The organism is Streptomyces sp. HSG2 (genome assembly GCF_016598575.1).
Lineage (GTDB): Bacteria > Actinomycetota > Actinomycetes > Streptomycetales > Streptomycetaceae > Streptomyces.
The window spans coordinates 2677284-2691186 of sequence record NZ_CP066801.1 but is presented as its reverse complement, the minus strand read 5'-3'; the positions used below and the strand labels follow the sequence as shown (position 1 = coordinate 2691186).

Here is a 13903-nt window from a genome sequence, read left to right as displayed (position 1 = left end):
GCGCACCCGCTCCCTCCGCCCGGCCCCGCTCCCTCCGCCCGCACCGCGCGCGGGACGCGCCGGGGCGGGCGACCATCGATGCATGGACGTCACCGTGCACCTCGCCCAGGACCCCGAGGCCGACGCGCTCCTGGGGCGCAGTCCCCTCGCCACCCTCGTCGGGATGCTGCTCGACCAGCAGGTACCGATGGAGTGGGCCTTCAGGGGCCCCGCGACCATCGCCGAACGGATGGGCGCCGAGGATCTGGACGCCCACGACATCGCGGCGTACGACCCCGAGGAGTTCGCCGCGCTGCTGTCGGCCAAGCCCGCCGTGCACCGCTACCCGGGCGCGATGGCCGGACGCGTCCAGAAGCTGTGCCGGCACCTCGTGGACGCCTACGACGGCGACGCCGAAGCCGTGTGGCGGGGAGTCGAGCGGGCCGAGGAATTGCTGGGGCGCCTCCGCGAGCTGCCGGGATTCGGGCCGCAGAAGGCGCGGATCTTCCTGGCCCTGCTCGGCAAGCGACTCGGCGTCCGCCCGGACGGATGGCGCGAGGCGGCCGGCGAGTACGGGGGAAGCGGATGCTTCCGCTCGGTCGCCGACATCACCGGGCCCGAGTCCCTGGCGAAGGTGCGGGCCCACAAGCGGGAGCTGAAGGCCGCCGCGAAGCGGGCGGAGTAGCACGGCCCGCCGGGGAGGTGGCCCCTCCGCCGTCGACGGCTCAGGGCAGGGCCCGGCCGCGTCAGTCCGGGAACCCGGTGAGCGTGATCTTGCCGACGGCGGTGCCCGAGGCCTGGATCCGGTGCGCCTCGCGAAGGTTGGCCGCCGTCACCGGCCCCAGATCCGTCGTGCCGGTGCTGACCACGTCTCCCCGGTCCGCCAGACGGGCGACCCGGTCGAGGATGTCGCGCTGTCGTGCCCGGTCGGCGGTGCGGAACAGGGAACGGGTGAACACGAACTCCCAGTGGAAGGAGATGCTCTTCGCCTTCAGAACGCCCAGGGGAAGGCTCTCGTCGTCGTCGATGGCGACGATCCCGCCGAACGGCCGGAGGACCTCCGCGTAGACCGGCAGGTTGCGGGCGGTCCCGGCGGTGGAGAAGACGTGGTCCACGCCGTTCGGCGCCACCTCGGCCAGTTGCGGGGCCATGGGCTTGTGGTGATCGATCACGTGCTCGACGCCCATCGCCCGCGCGAACTCCGCGGTCTCGGGGCGGGAAGCGGTCCCGACCACGGTGAGGCCGGTGAGGGCACGGGCCAGTTGTGCGGCGATCGAGCCGACGCCACCGGCCGCGGCCGTGATCAACAGGGTGCCGGACCGTTCCCGGCTCTCCGTGGACAGGCCGAGCCGCTCGAACAGACCTTCCCAGGCCGTGAGCGCGGTCAGGGGCAGTGCGGCGGCCTCCGTGAAGGAGAGGCGGGACGGCTTGCGCCCGACCAGGCGCTCGTCCACCACGTGGTAGCGGGAGTTCGCCCCGGGGCGGTCGAGGGCCCCCGCGTAGTACACCTCGTCTCCCAGGGCGTAGGTCTCCACCTCGGACCCCAGGCCGACCACGGTGCCGGCGGCGTCCCACCCGAGAATCCGGTCCCGCCCCGCCGGGTCCGCGCCCTCACGGGTCTTGTAGTCGACCGGGTTGACGGCCACCGCCTCGACCCGCACCAACACGTCGCGCGGGCCGGGACGGGGTACCGGGACCTCCAGGTCGAGCAGGCTCTCGGGGTCCTCGACGGGCCGGTTCTCGCGGTATCCGACGGCGGGCATGGTGCTCGGGATGTCCATCGTGTTTTTCTCCGTTCTCCGGTGTGGGATCGGGCGGCGACGACGCACGGGCCGCCGCGGGGGTGGGCGGGGTGCGCGCGCCGCCGCTCGCGCACCCCGCCCGCGTCTTCCGCGTCGTGCCGGTCCCCGGGTCGGTCCTGGTCCGCGCTGCGCGAACGCCACTCGCCGTCGCGGCGAGCGGGTGGGTCGGTCGCTTGCCAGGCCGGGCCGCTCTCCGGAGCCGAGGTGGCCGGACGCCACCCGCCTCTCACCGCTCGCGCGCCCCGAAGGGAGCGCCCTAACGCCGCCCATCGTGCACCCGAGCGCACATGAACACAAAGAAAGAGAAATCAGAAATCGATAAGCTGTGCGCATGGCGACGTTCAGGCAGCTGGAGTACTTCGTGACCCTGGTCGACGAGGGGTCCTTCACCCGCGCCGCCGCTCGCCTCGGGGTCACGCAACCCGGGTTGTCCCACCAGTTCCGGGCGCTGGAGGAGGAGGTGGGCAGCGCCCTGGTGGAGCGTCTGCCACGAGCGATTCGACTCACCCCCGCCGGGCGCGCCATGCTCCCCTTCGCCAGGTCGGCGCTGGCGCACGCCGAGCGTGGCACCGCCGCGGCCCGCCGCGCGGCCGGACTCGCCTCCGGCGAACTGCACGTCTCCACTCTGTACTCGATCAGCCACGGTGTGCTGCCCGAGGCGCTGGCCTTGTGGCGCGGGCGTCACCCGGGGATGCGCGTGACGCTGTTCGAGTACGCGCACACCTCGGACGTCGTGGAGTCCATGACGGCGGGGCACGCGGACGTGGCGATCGGCCCGGCGCCCGAGGATTGGCCGGGCGTCGTGCGAGAGCTGGGATCCGAGGAGTTCTTCCTGGTCGCCTCGGCCGACGCGACCGGGCTCCCTCCTCACGGAGGCCGGATCCGTCTGGCCGACCTCACCGATCGGGAGTGGGTGCTCTTCACCCAGGACAGCGGGCTCGCTGACTTCGTCGACCAGGCCTGCGCGGGAGCGGGTTTCCGCCCGACGGGCAGCGTCCGTACCCGGCAGGCGCCGGCCGCCGCGGCCTTCGCGGCGACCGGGACGGGCGTCGCCCTGGTGCCCGGGAACGTCATACCCGAGCACTTCCCCGGCCGACTGCTGCGGCCCGATCCGCCCTTGGCGCGACGGCTCACGGCCTATACCCGGGCGAGCCCCGACCCGGCCTCCTCGGCTTTCCTCGACCTGCTTCGCCGTGACATCCCGCTGACGCCCGGGCACATCCGGGCGCTCTTCGCGGGCTTTGGGGACCGAAGAACCGCTTCCCGAGCGGAGCGCCTGGCGTGAGGCGGCCCCGAACGAACCCCGCCTCCCCGGTGGGGGGGCGGTCGAGGTGCGCGCCGCCGCCCCGCCACGTCCCCCGTCCCCGACCTCGCCCGCTCGGACGCCCGGAGTGGCGGGGCGCTCCCGCGCGGGCGGAGGATGGGGCATGAGCCGGCAACCGAGCGGATCCCCCCGCGACGCGGGGGACGACGACCGTGCGGGCGACGTCCGCCCCACGCCACCCGACGCGCCCGCGCCCGAACTCCCCGACGAGGGGCCGCCGCACCCGCTGTCCCGGGTGGCCTGGCAGGCCGTACTGGTCACCGGCGTCGTGTCGCTGGTCCTGGGCTCCCTGGTCCTGGCCTGGCCTCAGGCGTCGGTCCGCGTCGCCGGCGTCCTCTTCGGGCTCTACCTGCTCGTCGGCGGTGTACTGCAGTTGGCGTCCGCCTTCGGTACCCACCGGACCACCTCGCTGCGGGTGCTGGCGTTCGTCAGCGGCGCGCTGTCGGTCCTGCTCGGACTGTTCTGCTTCCGGGGGCCCTTGCAATCGGTCCTGTTGCTCGCCCTCTTCATCGGCATCGGGTGGTTGTTCCGGGGCATCACGCAGACGGTCGCCGCGGCTCAGGACCCGGCGATGCCGGCCCGGGGTTGGCAGATCTTCGTCGGTGTGGTGTCCGCGCTCGCCGGCGTGGTGCTGATCGTGTCGCCGTTCAAGTCCGTCGCGGTCCTCACCGTCCTGGCCGGGTGCTGGCTCATCGCGGTGGGTCTCGTCGAGGTGATCACCGCCTTCCGGATCCGCGCTCTGGCCCGCGAGGTCCCGCGCCCCCTCTGACCGACCGAGGACGAACGCGTCCGGCGGGGCAAGGACGGGCACGGACACGCCGAAGGGCTCCGGCGACACGGACGGCGCCCGCACGGCACGTACGAGCCAATCGGGCGCGGGACTCGGACGCGCGCCTCGGCCGACTGCCCGCCTTTGCCCCTCTATCCCTCGTCTTCTCCGGCGCTCACTGCTCGTTCATGGCTGCGCGGGAGACGACGGGGCCGGTAGGCTTTCCGTGTGATCTTCAAGCGCATCGGAGACGGCCGGCCGTACCCCGACCACGGCCGGGAGAGTACCCGGCAGTGGGCGGACGTCGCGCCGCGCCCGGTCCGCCTCGATCAGCTCGTCACCACCAAACAGCAGCTGGATCTGGAGACCCTCCTCGCCGAGGACTCCACCTTCTACGGCGATCTGTTCGCCCACGTGGTGAAGTGGGGAGGCGACCTCTACTTGGAGGACGGCCTGCACCGCGCGGTCCGGGCGGCCCTCCAGCAGCGCCAGGTGTTGCACGCGCGCGTTCTCGAACTCGACTGACGGCCGGTCGCGAGGTCGACGGCCGGGAACTCGATCGAGGGGACACCCGAGCCCCCGGAATGCCCCGTTCGGGTGGGGATCGAGCGGCTCGGGTCAATATCTGATGATCATCCGGTAGGCAGTATCGCCCTCCCGCACTACGCTGCGCTCATGAGCATGCTGACTCCTCCCGGTATGGGTGGTCGATACCGCGTCACGGGGGACACCCACCCGCGGATGCGGACGCCCCGGCGGCGCGGCAGGCTCGCCCTCCTGGTGACGGCCTGCCTGGCCGGCCTCGGCCTGCTCGGCTGGGGCACGCTGCAACTCCTCCACGTCTTCGGCCAAGGTGACGCGGCTTCGGCCGCCGGCGCCAAGCCGGCGTGCGCGACCGCGGCGGCCCGGACGAGCCCCTCGCCCGCCGCCGTCTCCCCGGCGATCTCGGCACTGCCGAAACCGGGCGACGTCACCGTCAACGTGCTCAACGCGACGACGCGAAGCGGCCTGGCCCAGAAGACCGCCGACGAGCTGGAGAAGCGCGGTTTCGCCATCGGGGAGGTCGCCAACGCGCCGGCGGAGTTCGACAAGAAGGTGTCGGGCACCGGAATCCTGCTGGGGTCGACCGGTTCGGAGAAGACCGCCTTGCGGCTGCTCGGTTTCCAGGTGGCCGACGCGGAACGGCGGGCCGACACCGCACGCGAGGGCGCCGAGGTCGACCTGGTCCTGGGCGACGCCTTCACGGGACTGCGGAAGCGAGCCGACGCGGAGGCGGCCCTTACCGCCGCGACCGCGCCGAAGCCCGCCGAGTCACCCGCTCGCGAGTGCTGAGCGCCGATCACGCGCTCGGGGACGGCGGAGCCCGGACCCCGGTCCCACTCGGCCCTACTCGGCCGCGCCGTACATCCGGTCCCCCGCGTCGCCCAGCCCCGGCACGATGTAGCCGCGCTCGTCCAGACGTTCGTCGACGGACGCCGTCACCACCGTGACCGGCGTCCCGGCCAGCTCGCGCTCCACGACCGCCACTCCCTCGGGCGCGGCCAGCAACACCACGGCCGTCACGTCGTCCGCGCCACGCTCGATCAGCTCCCTGATCGCCGCCACCAGAGTGCCGCCCGTGGCCAGCATCGGGTCCAGGACGTACACCTGACGCCCGGAGAGGTCCTCGGGCATCCGGGTCGCGTACGTCGACGCCTCCAACGTGTCCTCGTTGCGGATCATGCCGAGGAAGCCCACCTCGGCGGTCGGCAGCAACCGGACCATCCCGTCCAGCATGCCCAGGCCGGCGCGCAGGATGGGCACCACCAGCGGACGGGGGTGGGACAGCTTGACCCCGGTGGTCCGTTCCACCGGCGTCCGGATGTCGACCCGCTCGGTCCGCACGTCGCGGGTGGCCTCGTAGGCGAGCAGGGTCACCAGCTCGTCGGCCAGGCGACGGAAGGTCGCGGAGTCGGTGCGCCGGTCGCGCAGCGTGGTGAGCTTGTGGGCGACCAGAGGGTGGTCGACGACGTGGAGACGCATGTCCCCACAGTAGCCGGGCGCCGCTCGGGGCCCTGGCGCGGTCCGGCCGAGGACACGGGGTCCGGTCGGCCCCGACCCGCCGGAGTCAAGCCGCCACCCGAGTGACATCACCGCCGCGGACAGTCGCGCGGCACGCCGAAGCGCCCGCCCGCGGCCGACGACGGCTCGGCGAACGACACCACCGACGGGCCCGGTTGGGGCCCGGTCGCACGGCGCGCCGGGACCTCCGGTGTCGACGCGCGCGGGCTCCGGACGAATCCGCGTACGATCCGCACAGGGCGGCATGGAGCGCGCCGGTGCGTCCCGCCGGGGCGCGTTCACCGGTGGCAACCGGGACATGCCCTCGGGCTCGCGGCGGAAACGGCCGGAGGCGGGGAGCCGAAGACTCCCCTCGGCCGCTCCGTTTCTGCCACGATTCCGACTGGGTGGGCTCGGAGCCCGCTCCCCCCGCCCGCGACCTCCGCCGGGGGAACCCCGACCGGCACGCCTAGGACCAGTGGGAGAGTCACGGTGTACTTCGCCGCACTGCTCGCGCGAACCGAAGACGGATGGCAAGCGAGCGACACGGAGCTCGACGATGTGGAGACCCTGTCGGACCTGGCCGACCTGGCCCGGGAGGCGTCCCCCGACGAGGACACGGTGCTCGTCCTCATCGAACAGGAGGAGGGATGGTTCGGCCTCGTCCGCGTGGACGGGGAGGAGGACCCCCGGGTGTACGTCTCGGACGCCGCCGCCGCCGCACGCAGCGGCTACGGCGAGATCCTCCTCACCGACGAACTGCTGGGGCGTGAACCGAGCGACGACGGCGCCGACCTGGACGCCCTCGATCTCGACGGCACCGAGGACGGCGAACCGGAGGTCGCCCACGGCGCCGACGGCGTCGCGACCGAGGCCGATTCGACCATCCCGCACGCCCCGGTGGGCGACGCGGGGCTGTTGAAGGAGTTCGGCGTGGGCGAGGCGGATCTCCGTTCGATGACCGGGGAGGCGCTCGGCCAGATCGCCGAGGCGCTGGGCGCCTCCGAGGTACTGGAGACCGTCCGCTGACCGCACCGATCGGAACCGGGCGGGGCGGGGACCTCCCCGACCCCGTACGCGACCCCTGGCAGCCCGCGATGCGGCTCGCCCTCGACGAGGCGCGCCTGGCGGGCGCCCGGGGCGACGTGCCCGTGGGCGCGGTCGTCCTCTCCCCGGACGGCTCGACCGTGCTCGGAGCCGGGCACAACGAACGCGAGGCCACCGGCGACCCGACCGCCCACGCGGAGGTCCTGGCGCTGCGGGGCGCGGCGACCCGACTCGGCTCCTGGCGGCTCACCGGCTGCACGCTGGTGGTCACCCTGGAACCGTGCACGATGTGCGCGGGCGCGCTGGTGCAGTCTCGGGTCGACCGGGTCGTGTACGGGGCGCGCGACGAGAAGGCGGGCGCGGCCGGTTCGCTCTGGGACGTCGTGCGGGACCGTCGTCTCAACCACCGGCCCGAGGTCGTCGAGGGTGTGCTGGCGCCCGAGTGCTCCCGAATCCTCACCGACTTCTTCCGGGACCGCTGAGGCCGACATCCCCGCCCGGAGCCTTCGGCCTCCGTCCCGTCCGGGCCCCGCACGGGACGGGACGGGGAGCGATGACGCGATTTCGGATCACGCCCCGGCTGCTGTAGGGTCTCTCCCGGTAGCGTGTCCGAGCGGCCGAAGGAGCTCGCCTCGAAAGCGAGTGTGGCGTAACCCGTCACCGTGGGTTCAAATCCCACCGCTACCGCGGGTAGACGAGGGGCCCGGTCCTGTGGACCGGGCCCCTCGCGCGTGCTCGCGTCCCGCCCCCCTCACGCCGGGTCGGGCAAGGCCACGTCGGGGAGCGGACGGCAGCATGCGATCATGGGCGGGGTCGGACGTGTCCGCGTCGGCGGGGGACGGAGGAGGTCACGGTGGCGGTGAACGCGAGGAAGATCGCGGTCCTCCTCCTGTCCGCCTTCGCCCTCTACTTGATCATCACTGACCCGGCCAAGGCGGCCGAGTACGTCAAGGTGGTGTTCGAAGCCATCTCCGACGCCGCCAAGGCGGTCGGAGACTTCATGACCTGGATCGCGAACGGAGGCGACTCATGATCCGGCATCTCGTCCTCTTCCGGCTCCACGAGGGCGTGACGCCCGAGGACCCGCGCGCGCTCCGGGGCGCCGAGGCCCTGGGCGCCCTCGGCGACCGCGTTCCCGAGCTCCTGTCCTGGGAGTGCGGCTGGAACGTCAGCGACCGCCCGATCGCCTACGACTTCGCGGTCAACTCCTCCGTGTCAGACGCCGAGGCGCTGGCGCGCTACCTGGAGCATCCGGCGCACCGGGCGGCAGTGGCCCTGTGGCGGGAGATCGCCACCTGGGTGATCGCCGACTACGAGATCTGATCCGGAGCCGGCCCCGCCGGAACCCCCCGGACCGACTGAGCGCCCCGCGGTCGGCGTTCCCGGACTCGCCCGCTCACCGGTCGCACGACCCACCCCACCCCGCTCGGGCGCTCGTGGACGGCCGGCGCCCCTTCCGGCACTTCCGGAACCGCCGCCCACTCTCGACCGGCGCCTGTCCGGCGCCGGACCGCATCGGACCGCGCCGGGCCGGCCATCGCCACCGTCCCCTCCTCGCCTCCCCTCCTCCCCGTTTCCGCGTGAACGCCCCTCACCAAGGGCGCATTGTCCGGCATGCCCTTCCGGCCGGCACCTCGCACACAACACGGTGTGATCGGGTGCTTGCGCACAGTGGACATGTCTTGTGATGCTATGACCGCTTTTGACGGATGAATTGACGGATACGAGGTGGGGTTGACCGTGCCGGCCAGTACTGCGCCCCAAGCGCCGCCTCAGGAGGCCCCGCCCCAGGAAGCCGCGCCCCAGCGCAGTGGTCGCGCAAGCCGCGCCGCCGACACCCGCGCCCTGACCCAGGTCCTCTTCGCCCAGCTCAAGGACCTGTCGCCGGGCACCCCGGATCACGATCGCGTCCGCGGCGCCCTGATCGAGGCCAACCTCCCGCTGGTCCGCTACGCCGCCGCCCGATTCCGCTCCCGCAACGAGCCGATGGAGGACGTGGTCCAGGTCGGCACCATCGGCCTGATCAACGCCATCGACCGCTTCGACCCGGATCGCGGGGTGCAGTTCCCCACCTTCGCCATGCCCACGGTGGTCGGCGAGATCAAGCGCTATTTCCGGGACAACGTCCGCACCGTGCACGTACCGCGCCGCCTGCACGAGCTGTGGGTGCAGGTGAACAGCGCCACCGAGGACCTGACGACCGCCTTCGGCCGGACGCCCACCACCGCCGAGGTCGCCGAGCGGCTGCGCATCGGCGAGGACGAGGTGTTGTCCTGCATCGAGGCCGGGCGCTCCTACCACGCCACCTCGCTGGAGGCCGCCCAGGAAGGCGACGGGCCGCCTGGGCTGCTGGACCGGCTCGGCTACGAGGATCCGGCGCTGGACGGGGTGGAACACCGCGACCTGGTGCGTCACCTGCTGGTCCAGCTCCCCGAGCGGGAGCAACGCATCCTGTTGCTGCGGTACTACAGCAATCTCACCCAATCGCAGATCAGCGCCGAGCTCGGCGTCTCCCAGATGCACGTATCGCGGTTGCTGGCCCGCAGCTTTCAACGGTTGAGGTCCGCCAACCGCATCGACGCCTGACCCGCCGTCGGACCCGCCCCGGGTCGCGGCGGCACCGGGCATCGACCGACGGGCCGACGCGCGGCGCCCCCGCCGACCCCCGTGGGGGGGCACCCTTGGAAAGCTTGATCGAAGCGTCACCGGGGCGAGGGAACGGCGGGAGCCCCTCTCCCGACTCCTGTGCCGACAACCCCTCAGATCCCCTGTCTCCAGGCGGGATTCACCTCTAGGATGTCGACATGTCACTACAGCGCGTTGCCGACATGTGACATTCTTCCGGCAATGCGTTTACCGGGGTCCCGGCTCCGGTATTCAGGTGAGGGCCGCGTTCCCGACACGGGATCGCGCCGCGACCGTCCCGCGACCCAAAGGGGGTGGCATGTCCGCAGACCAGGGCAGCTCGAAGGTGCTCGCGCTCGCGGAAGGCGAGACCGCACCCGACGCGTGCGCCACGCTCGGTCCCGTCGAAGACGTCCCGTCCCCGGCGACAGGGCCGGCTCCGGAAGCCTCGGTGCCGGCGGCCATCGACACCCGCACCCTGTCCCGCTCGCTCTTCCTGCGACTGGCCGCGCTGGACGCGAGCAGCCCGGAGCGCGCCTACGTCCGGGACACGCTCATCGAGCTCAACCTCCCGTTGGTGCGCTACGCGGCGGCCCGCTTCCGCTCGCGCAACGAGCCGATGGAGGACATCGTCCAGGTCGGCACCATCGGCCTGATCAAGGCGATCGACCGCTTCGACTGCGAGCGGGGGGTGGAGTTCCCGACCTTCGCGATGCCGACGGTGGTCGGCGAGATCAAGCGCTTCTTCCGGGACACGTCGTGGTCGGTGCGGGTCCCGCGCCGGCTCCAGGAGCTGCGGCTGGCGCTGACCAAGGCCAGCGACGAGCTGTCCCAGCGTCTGGACCGCTCGCCGACCGTCGGCGAACTGGCCGTCGCGCTGGGGGTCTCGGAGGAGGACGTCGTCGACGGCCTGGCCGTCGGAAACGCCTACACCGCCTCGTCGTTGGACTCGCCGGCCCCGGAGGACGACGGCGGCGAGGGGTCGCTCGCGGACCGTCTGGGCTACGAGGACTCGGCGCTGGAGGGCGTCGAGTATCGGGAGTCCCTGAAGCCGCTGCTGGCCCAACTCCCTCCTCGGGAACGCCGGATCATCATGCTGCGCTTCTTCGCCAACATGACGCAGTCACAGATCGGCGAGGAGGTCGGAATCTCCCAGATGCACGTCTCACGCCTGTTGACGCGCACACTCACCCAGCTCCGCGAGGGCCTGATCTCGGACTGAGTCGGGCGCCGGGGCCCCATGGGGCCCCGGTCGAGCGGGCGTTCGGACCGCCATGGTCCGGTGTCAGGACACCGCCAGCCAGACCACCGCGGCGACGACGGCAACGGCGACGACCGCACCGATGATCAGTCCGATTCGCGGCCCCGCCGGGGCGGCGGCCGGACGAGACGCCGGACCTCCCTCGTCGACGAACGCGCGGAACATCTGGGTGCTGCCGGCAGGGTCTTGCTGGCCCTGGGGGCCCTGGTTGTTCGCCATGGCCCGAGACCCTAGCGAATCGGCGGGGGTCGCCCAACCGGGGGGCCGTCGTGGGGTCGTGGGGTCGTGGGAGTGGGCGCGCGCCGCGTCGAGCGCCCCCGAGCCTCTACGGGGGTCGACCGTCGCCCCACCACCGAAGCGAGCGACACCCCCCTTCATGCCCGCGCCCCAGGGCCGCCTGGACACCCCGACGGCGGTGGAGCCGCCCATGGAGCCCGGCACCACGCGCCCCACCTGGACGTTTACTCGCGAGATACTTGCCTTTGCCAACTTTTGACCCGGCTCCGCCCAGAATTATTAGCCTGCGGCAACCAATACGCTTACGGTTGCCTCAAGCAACGAATGCGGAGGTGCGGGCATTGGCCGGACGGACACACTACGAAGAGCTGATCCGCCAATTCAGCTCGCTCGGCGCGGTGAGACGGGAGCTGGGTCGAGCACTGCCCCCCGAGTGCCCCGGCGGGTCCGCCACCGCCCTGGTCCTCCTGGAGCGCCACGGCGCGATGCACATGAGCAGGCTGGCCGAGCTGCTCGTCGTGGACCTGTCGGTGGCCAGCCGGCACGTCGGTCACCTCGTGGAGCACGGCTGGATCGCGCGCTCTCCCGACCCCGCCGACCGACGCTCCCGCATCCTGCGACTGACCCCGGCGGGACGAGCCCAGCTCACGGAGTTGTCCGAACGCGCCGGCCGCCTGTTCGCCGACCGACTCGGCGACTGGTCCGACGAGGAGGTCGACCAGCTCTCCCACCTGATGGCCAGGCTCCGAGCGAGCTTCGACGACGGCCGGACCTGCGCCGCGGGGCGCCTCCCCGCTCGCTCCGAGGACCACCCGGACACGGCGCCGAATCCGGATCAGGCTCCCTCCTCCACCCTGTAGCGACCGCGAAGGAAACCCATGGCAACGACCTCACCGGCCGGCGTGCGAGCCCCTGCCCAGCACGACGAGGCCCCTTCGGGGGGCATGACGCACCGGCAGATCATGAAGGCCCTCTCCGGCCTCCTGCTGGGCTTGTTCGCGGCCATCCTGTCCTCGACCATCGTGACCAACGCCCTCCCGGCGATCGTGACCGATCTGGGCGGCGGCCAGAACGCCTACATCTGGGTCGTCACCGCGTCGCTGTTGGCGATGACCGCCTCGACCCCGCTGTGGGGCAAGCTCGCCGACCTGGTGGACAAGAAGACGCTGGTACAAGTCGCCCTGTCGGTCTACGTCCTGGGGTCGGTCCTGGCGGGACCGGCACCGAACCCGGGGATGCTGATCACCGCTCGGGCCGTGCAGGGCCTGGGCGCCGGCGGACTCGCCGCCCTGGCACAGATCATCATGGCCGCGATGATCGCCCCGAGGGAACGCGGTCGGTACTCCGGCTACCTGGGCGCCACCTTCGCCTTGGCCACCGTGGGCGGTCCCCTCCTCGGCGGGGTGATCACGGACACGAGTTGGCTCGGCTGGCGTTGGTGCCTCTACGTCGGTGTGCCGTTCGCGCTGGTCGCGCTCGTCGTGCTCCAGCGCACGCTGCGGCTGCCCACGACCACCCGGCGGGTCAAGGTCGACTGGACGGGGGCCTTCCTCGTCACCGCGGCCGTCTCCCTGCTGCTGATCTGGGTGACCTTCGCCGGGGACCGGTACGCCTGGATTTCCTGGCAGACCGGGGCGATGGTCGGCGGATCCGGCGTGCTGGCGGTCGCCTTCGTCCTGGTCGAGTCGCGGGCGAGCGAGCCGATCATGCCGCTCCGGCTGTTCCGCGACCGCACCATCGCGTTGGCCTCCCTGGCCTCGCTGTTCGTCGGCGTCGCGATGTTCGCGGCCACCGTCTTCTTCAGCCAGTACTTCCAACTCGCCCGCGGTGCCACCCCGACGATGTCGGGCGTGCTGACCATCCCGATGATCGGCGGGCTCTTCGTGGCGTCGACCGCCTCCGGTCTGATCATCTCCCGGACCGGTCGGTGGAAGAGGTGGCTGTGGAGCGGCGGGGTGCTGCTCACCGTCGGCCTGGCCCTGCTGGGCACCATGCGTCACGACACCCCCTACTGGCACCTCGCGGTCTTCATGGCCCTCACGGGTGTCGGCGTCGGGATGATGCTGCAGAACCTGGTCCTGAGCACCCAGAACCAGGTGGCCGCCTCGGACCTGGGCGCGGCCTCCTCGGTGGTGACCTTCTTCCGCTCGCTCGGCGGCGCGGTGGGCGTCTCGGCGCTGGGCTCGGTGATGTCGACCCGGATCGGCGAACACGCGCGGGACACCATCGGGCTACTCGCCCCCGAGGAAAGGGGAGCGGCGGCCCGCAGCGCCGAGAGCGGCGCCATCCCGGACATGTCCCTGCTGCCCCCGGGCATCCGGTCCTGGCTGGAAGCGGCCTACGGGCACGGCATCGCCGACGTCTTCCTCTACGTGGCGCCGCTCGCCGCGCTCGCTCTCCTCGTCACCGTGTTCATCAAGGAGGTCCCGCTGCGCTCCGCCGGGTCCGCCGCCCTCGTCGCGGGGGACGTTCCGGAGGACGGGGCGGCCGGTGCGGCCTCGATGTCCTCGCCGGTCGGCGCGCCCGCCCCCGTCCCGGCCACGGCTCACGCCGCGAACCTCGCGACCGCCGCCACGCGGAACACGACGCCGCCGCCATTCGACGTGGCGACGGGGCGGGCCTCCGTCGCCCGGCGGGCGACGGGCCGCGTGGGCGGTCGCGAGTAGCCCGAGCTGGGCCCGGGCCCGTCCGGGTCCGGAGCGGGAGACCGGGGTGCCGAGTCGGAAACGCGGCACGCTTCCGGGACGCTCCCCACGCCGCCGCCGATCGGGGACCGCTCCCGCCCGCCGGGGCACGGGGACCGGGCGGAAACGGTCGAA

15 protein-coding genes, 1 tRNA gene and 1 pseudogene are annotated in these 13903 nt (G+C 72.5%); 14 read left to right on the top strand and 3 right to left on the bottom strand.

Annotation, left to right across the window (positions count from 1 at the left end):
* Positions 1-82: 82 nt before the first annotated feature.
* Positions 83-664, top strand: a complete 582-nt coding sequence (locus tag JEK78_RS11310; protein WP_200258121.1) for an HhH-GPD-type base excision DNA repair protein — start codon at positions 83-85, stop codon at positions 662-664.
* A 61-nt stretch (positions 665-725) separates the two neighbouring features.
* Here the strand turns inward: JEK78_RS11310 and JEK78_RS11305 are convergent, their stop codons facing one another.
* The gene (locus JEK78_RS11305; protein ID WP_200258120.1) at positions 726-1760 is read right to left on the bottom strand and encodes a zinc-binding alcohol dehydrogenase family protein; all 1035 of its coding nucleotides are present in this window, start codon (positions 1758-1760) and stop codon (positions 726-728) included.
* A 352-nt stretch (positions 1761-2112) separates the two neighbouring features.
* Between JEK78_RS11305 and JEK78_RS11300 the strand changes: the two genes are divergently transcribed.
* The 4 genes from JEK78_RS11300 to JEK78_RS11285 all read left to right on the top strand — a co-directional run bounded on the left by JEK78_RS11300 (position 2113) and on the right by JEK78_RS11285 (position 5206).
* Positions 2113-3066 carry a LysR family transcriptional regulator gene (locus JEK78_RS11300; protein WP_200258119.1) on the top strand — a complete coding sequence of 318 codons (954 nt, stop codon included), beginning with the start codon at positions 2113-2115 and terminating at the stop codon, positions 3064-3066.
* Positions 3067-3208: 142 nt separating this feature from the next.
* Entirely contained in the window at positions 3209-3874 is a 666-nt protein-coding gene (locus JEK78_RS11295; protein ID WP_200258118.1) for an HdeD family acid-resistance protein, read from the top strand.
* Between the two features lie 228 nt (positions 3875-4102).
* Positions 4103-4399 carry a type II toxin-antitoxin system VapB family antitoxin gene (locus JEK78_RS11290; RefSeq protein ID WP_200258117.1) on the top strand — a complete coding sequence of 99 codons (297 nt, stop codon included), beginning with the start codon at positions 4103-4105 and terminating at the stop codon, positions 4397-4399.
* 174 nt (positions 4400-4573) lie between these two features.
* On the top strand, positions 4574-5206 hold the full coding sequence (locus JEK78_RS11285) for a LytR C-terminal domain-containing protein (RefSeq protein ID WP_200264109.1): 633 nt from the start codon (positions 4574-4576) through the stop codon (positions 5204-5206).
* Positions 5207-5260: 54 nt separating this feature from the next.
* Here the strand turns inward: JEK78_RS11285 and upp are convergent, their stop codons facing one another.
* Positions 5261-5896, bottom strand: coding sequence for a uracil phosphoribosyltransferase (gene upp, locus JEK78_RS11280; protein ID WP_200258114.1), 636 nt, complete (start codon positions 5894-5896; stop codon positions 5261-5263).
* Positions 5897-6406: 510 nt separating this feature from the next.
* Between upp and JEK78_RS11275 the strand changes: the two genes are divergently transcribed.
* The 7 genes from JEK78_RS11275 to JEK78_RS11245 all read left to right on the top strand — a co-directional run bounded on the left by JEK78_RS11275 (position 6407) and on the right by JEK78_RS11245 (position 10808).
* On the top strand, positions 6407-6943 hold the full coding sequence (locus JEK78_RS11275) for a hypothetical protein (RefSeq protein ID WP_200258111.1): 537 nt from the start codon (positions 6407-6409) through the stop codon (positions 6941-6943).
* Between the two features lie 68 nt (positions 6944-7011).
* Positions 7012-7443: a tRNA adenosine(34) deaminase TadA gene (tadA, locus tag JEK78_RS11270; RefSeq protein ID WP_200258108.1), complete on the top strand. Its 432-nt coding sequence runs from the start codon at positions 7012-7014 to the stop codon at positions 7441-7443.
* 117 nt (positions 7444-7560) lie between these two features.
* A tRNA-Ser gene (locus JEK78_RS11265) sits at positions 7561-7648 on the top strand.
* Between the two features lie 166 nt (positions 7649-7814).
* A complete protein-coding gene (locus tag JEK78_RS11260; RefSeq protein ID WP_200258106.1) occupies positions 7815-7994 on the top strand; it encodes a hypothetical protein in 180 nt (59 codons plus the stop codon).
* A complete protein-coding gene (locus tag JEK78_RS11255) occupies positions 7991-8284 on the top strand; it encodes a Dabb family protein (protein ID WP_200258104.1) in 294 nt (97 codons plus the stop codon). Before JEK78_RS11260 ends, JEK78_RS11255 begins: the two co-directional genes overlap by 4 nt.
* A 405-nt stretch (positions 8285-8689) precedes the next feature.
* Positions 8690-9547 carry an RNA polymerase sigma factor SigF gene (locus JEK78_RS11250; RefSeq protein WP_200258102.1) on the top strand — a complete coding sequence of 286 codons (858 nt, stop codon included), beginning with the start codon at positions 8690-8692 and terminating at the stop codon, positions 9545-9547.
* 358 nt (positions 9548-9905) lie between these two features.
* Complete coding sequence (locus tag JEK78_RS11245) at positions 9906-10808, top strand: RNA polymerase sigma factor SigF (RefSeq protein WP_200258100.1); 903 nt, start codon at positions 9906-9908, stop codon at positions 10806-10808.
* A 63-nt stretch (positions 10809-10871) separates the two neighbouring features.
* On the opposite strand, the gene JEK78_RS11240 is transcribed toward JEK78_RS11245, so the two are convergent.
* Positions 10872-11066: a hypothetical protein gene (locus JEK78_RS11240; RefSeq protein WP_200258099.1), complete on the bottom strand. Its 195-nt coding sequence runs from the start codon at positions 11064-11066 to the stop codon at positions 10872-10874.
* Positions 11067-11425: 359 nt separating this feature from the next.
* Here JEK78_RS11240 and JEK78_RS11235 point away from each other — a divergent pair, with 359 nt between their 5' ends.
* Positions 11426-11944 carry a MarR family transcriptional regulator gene (locus JEK78_RS11235; protein WP_200258097.1) on the top strand — a complete coding sequence of 173 codons (519 nt, stop codon included), beginning with the start codon at positions 11426-11428 and terminating at the stop codon, positions 11942-11944.
* 18 nt (positions 11945-11962) lie between these two features.
* A pseudogene (locus JEK78_RS11230) lies at positions 11963-13531 on the top strand (MDR family MFS transporter); the annotation flags it as partial.
* Positions 13532-13903 lie beyond the last annotated feature (372 nt).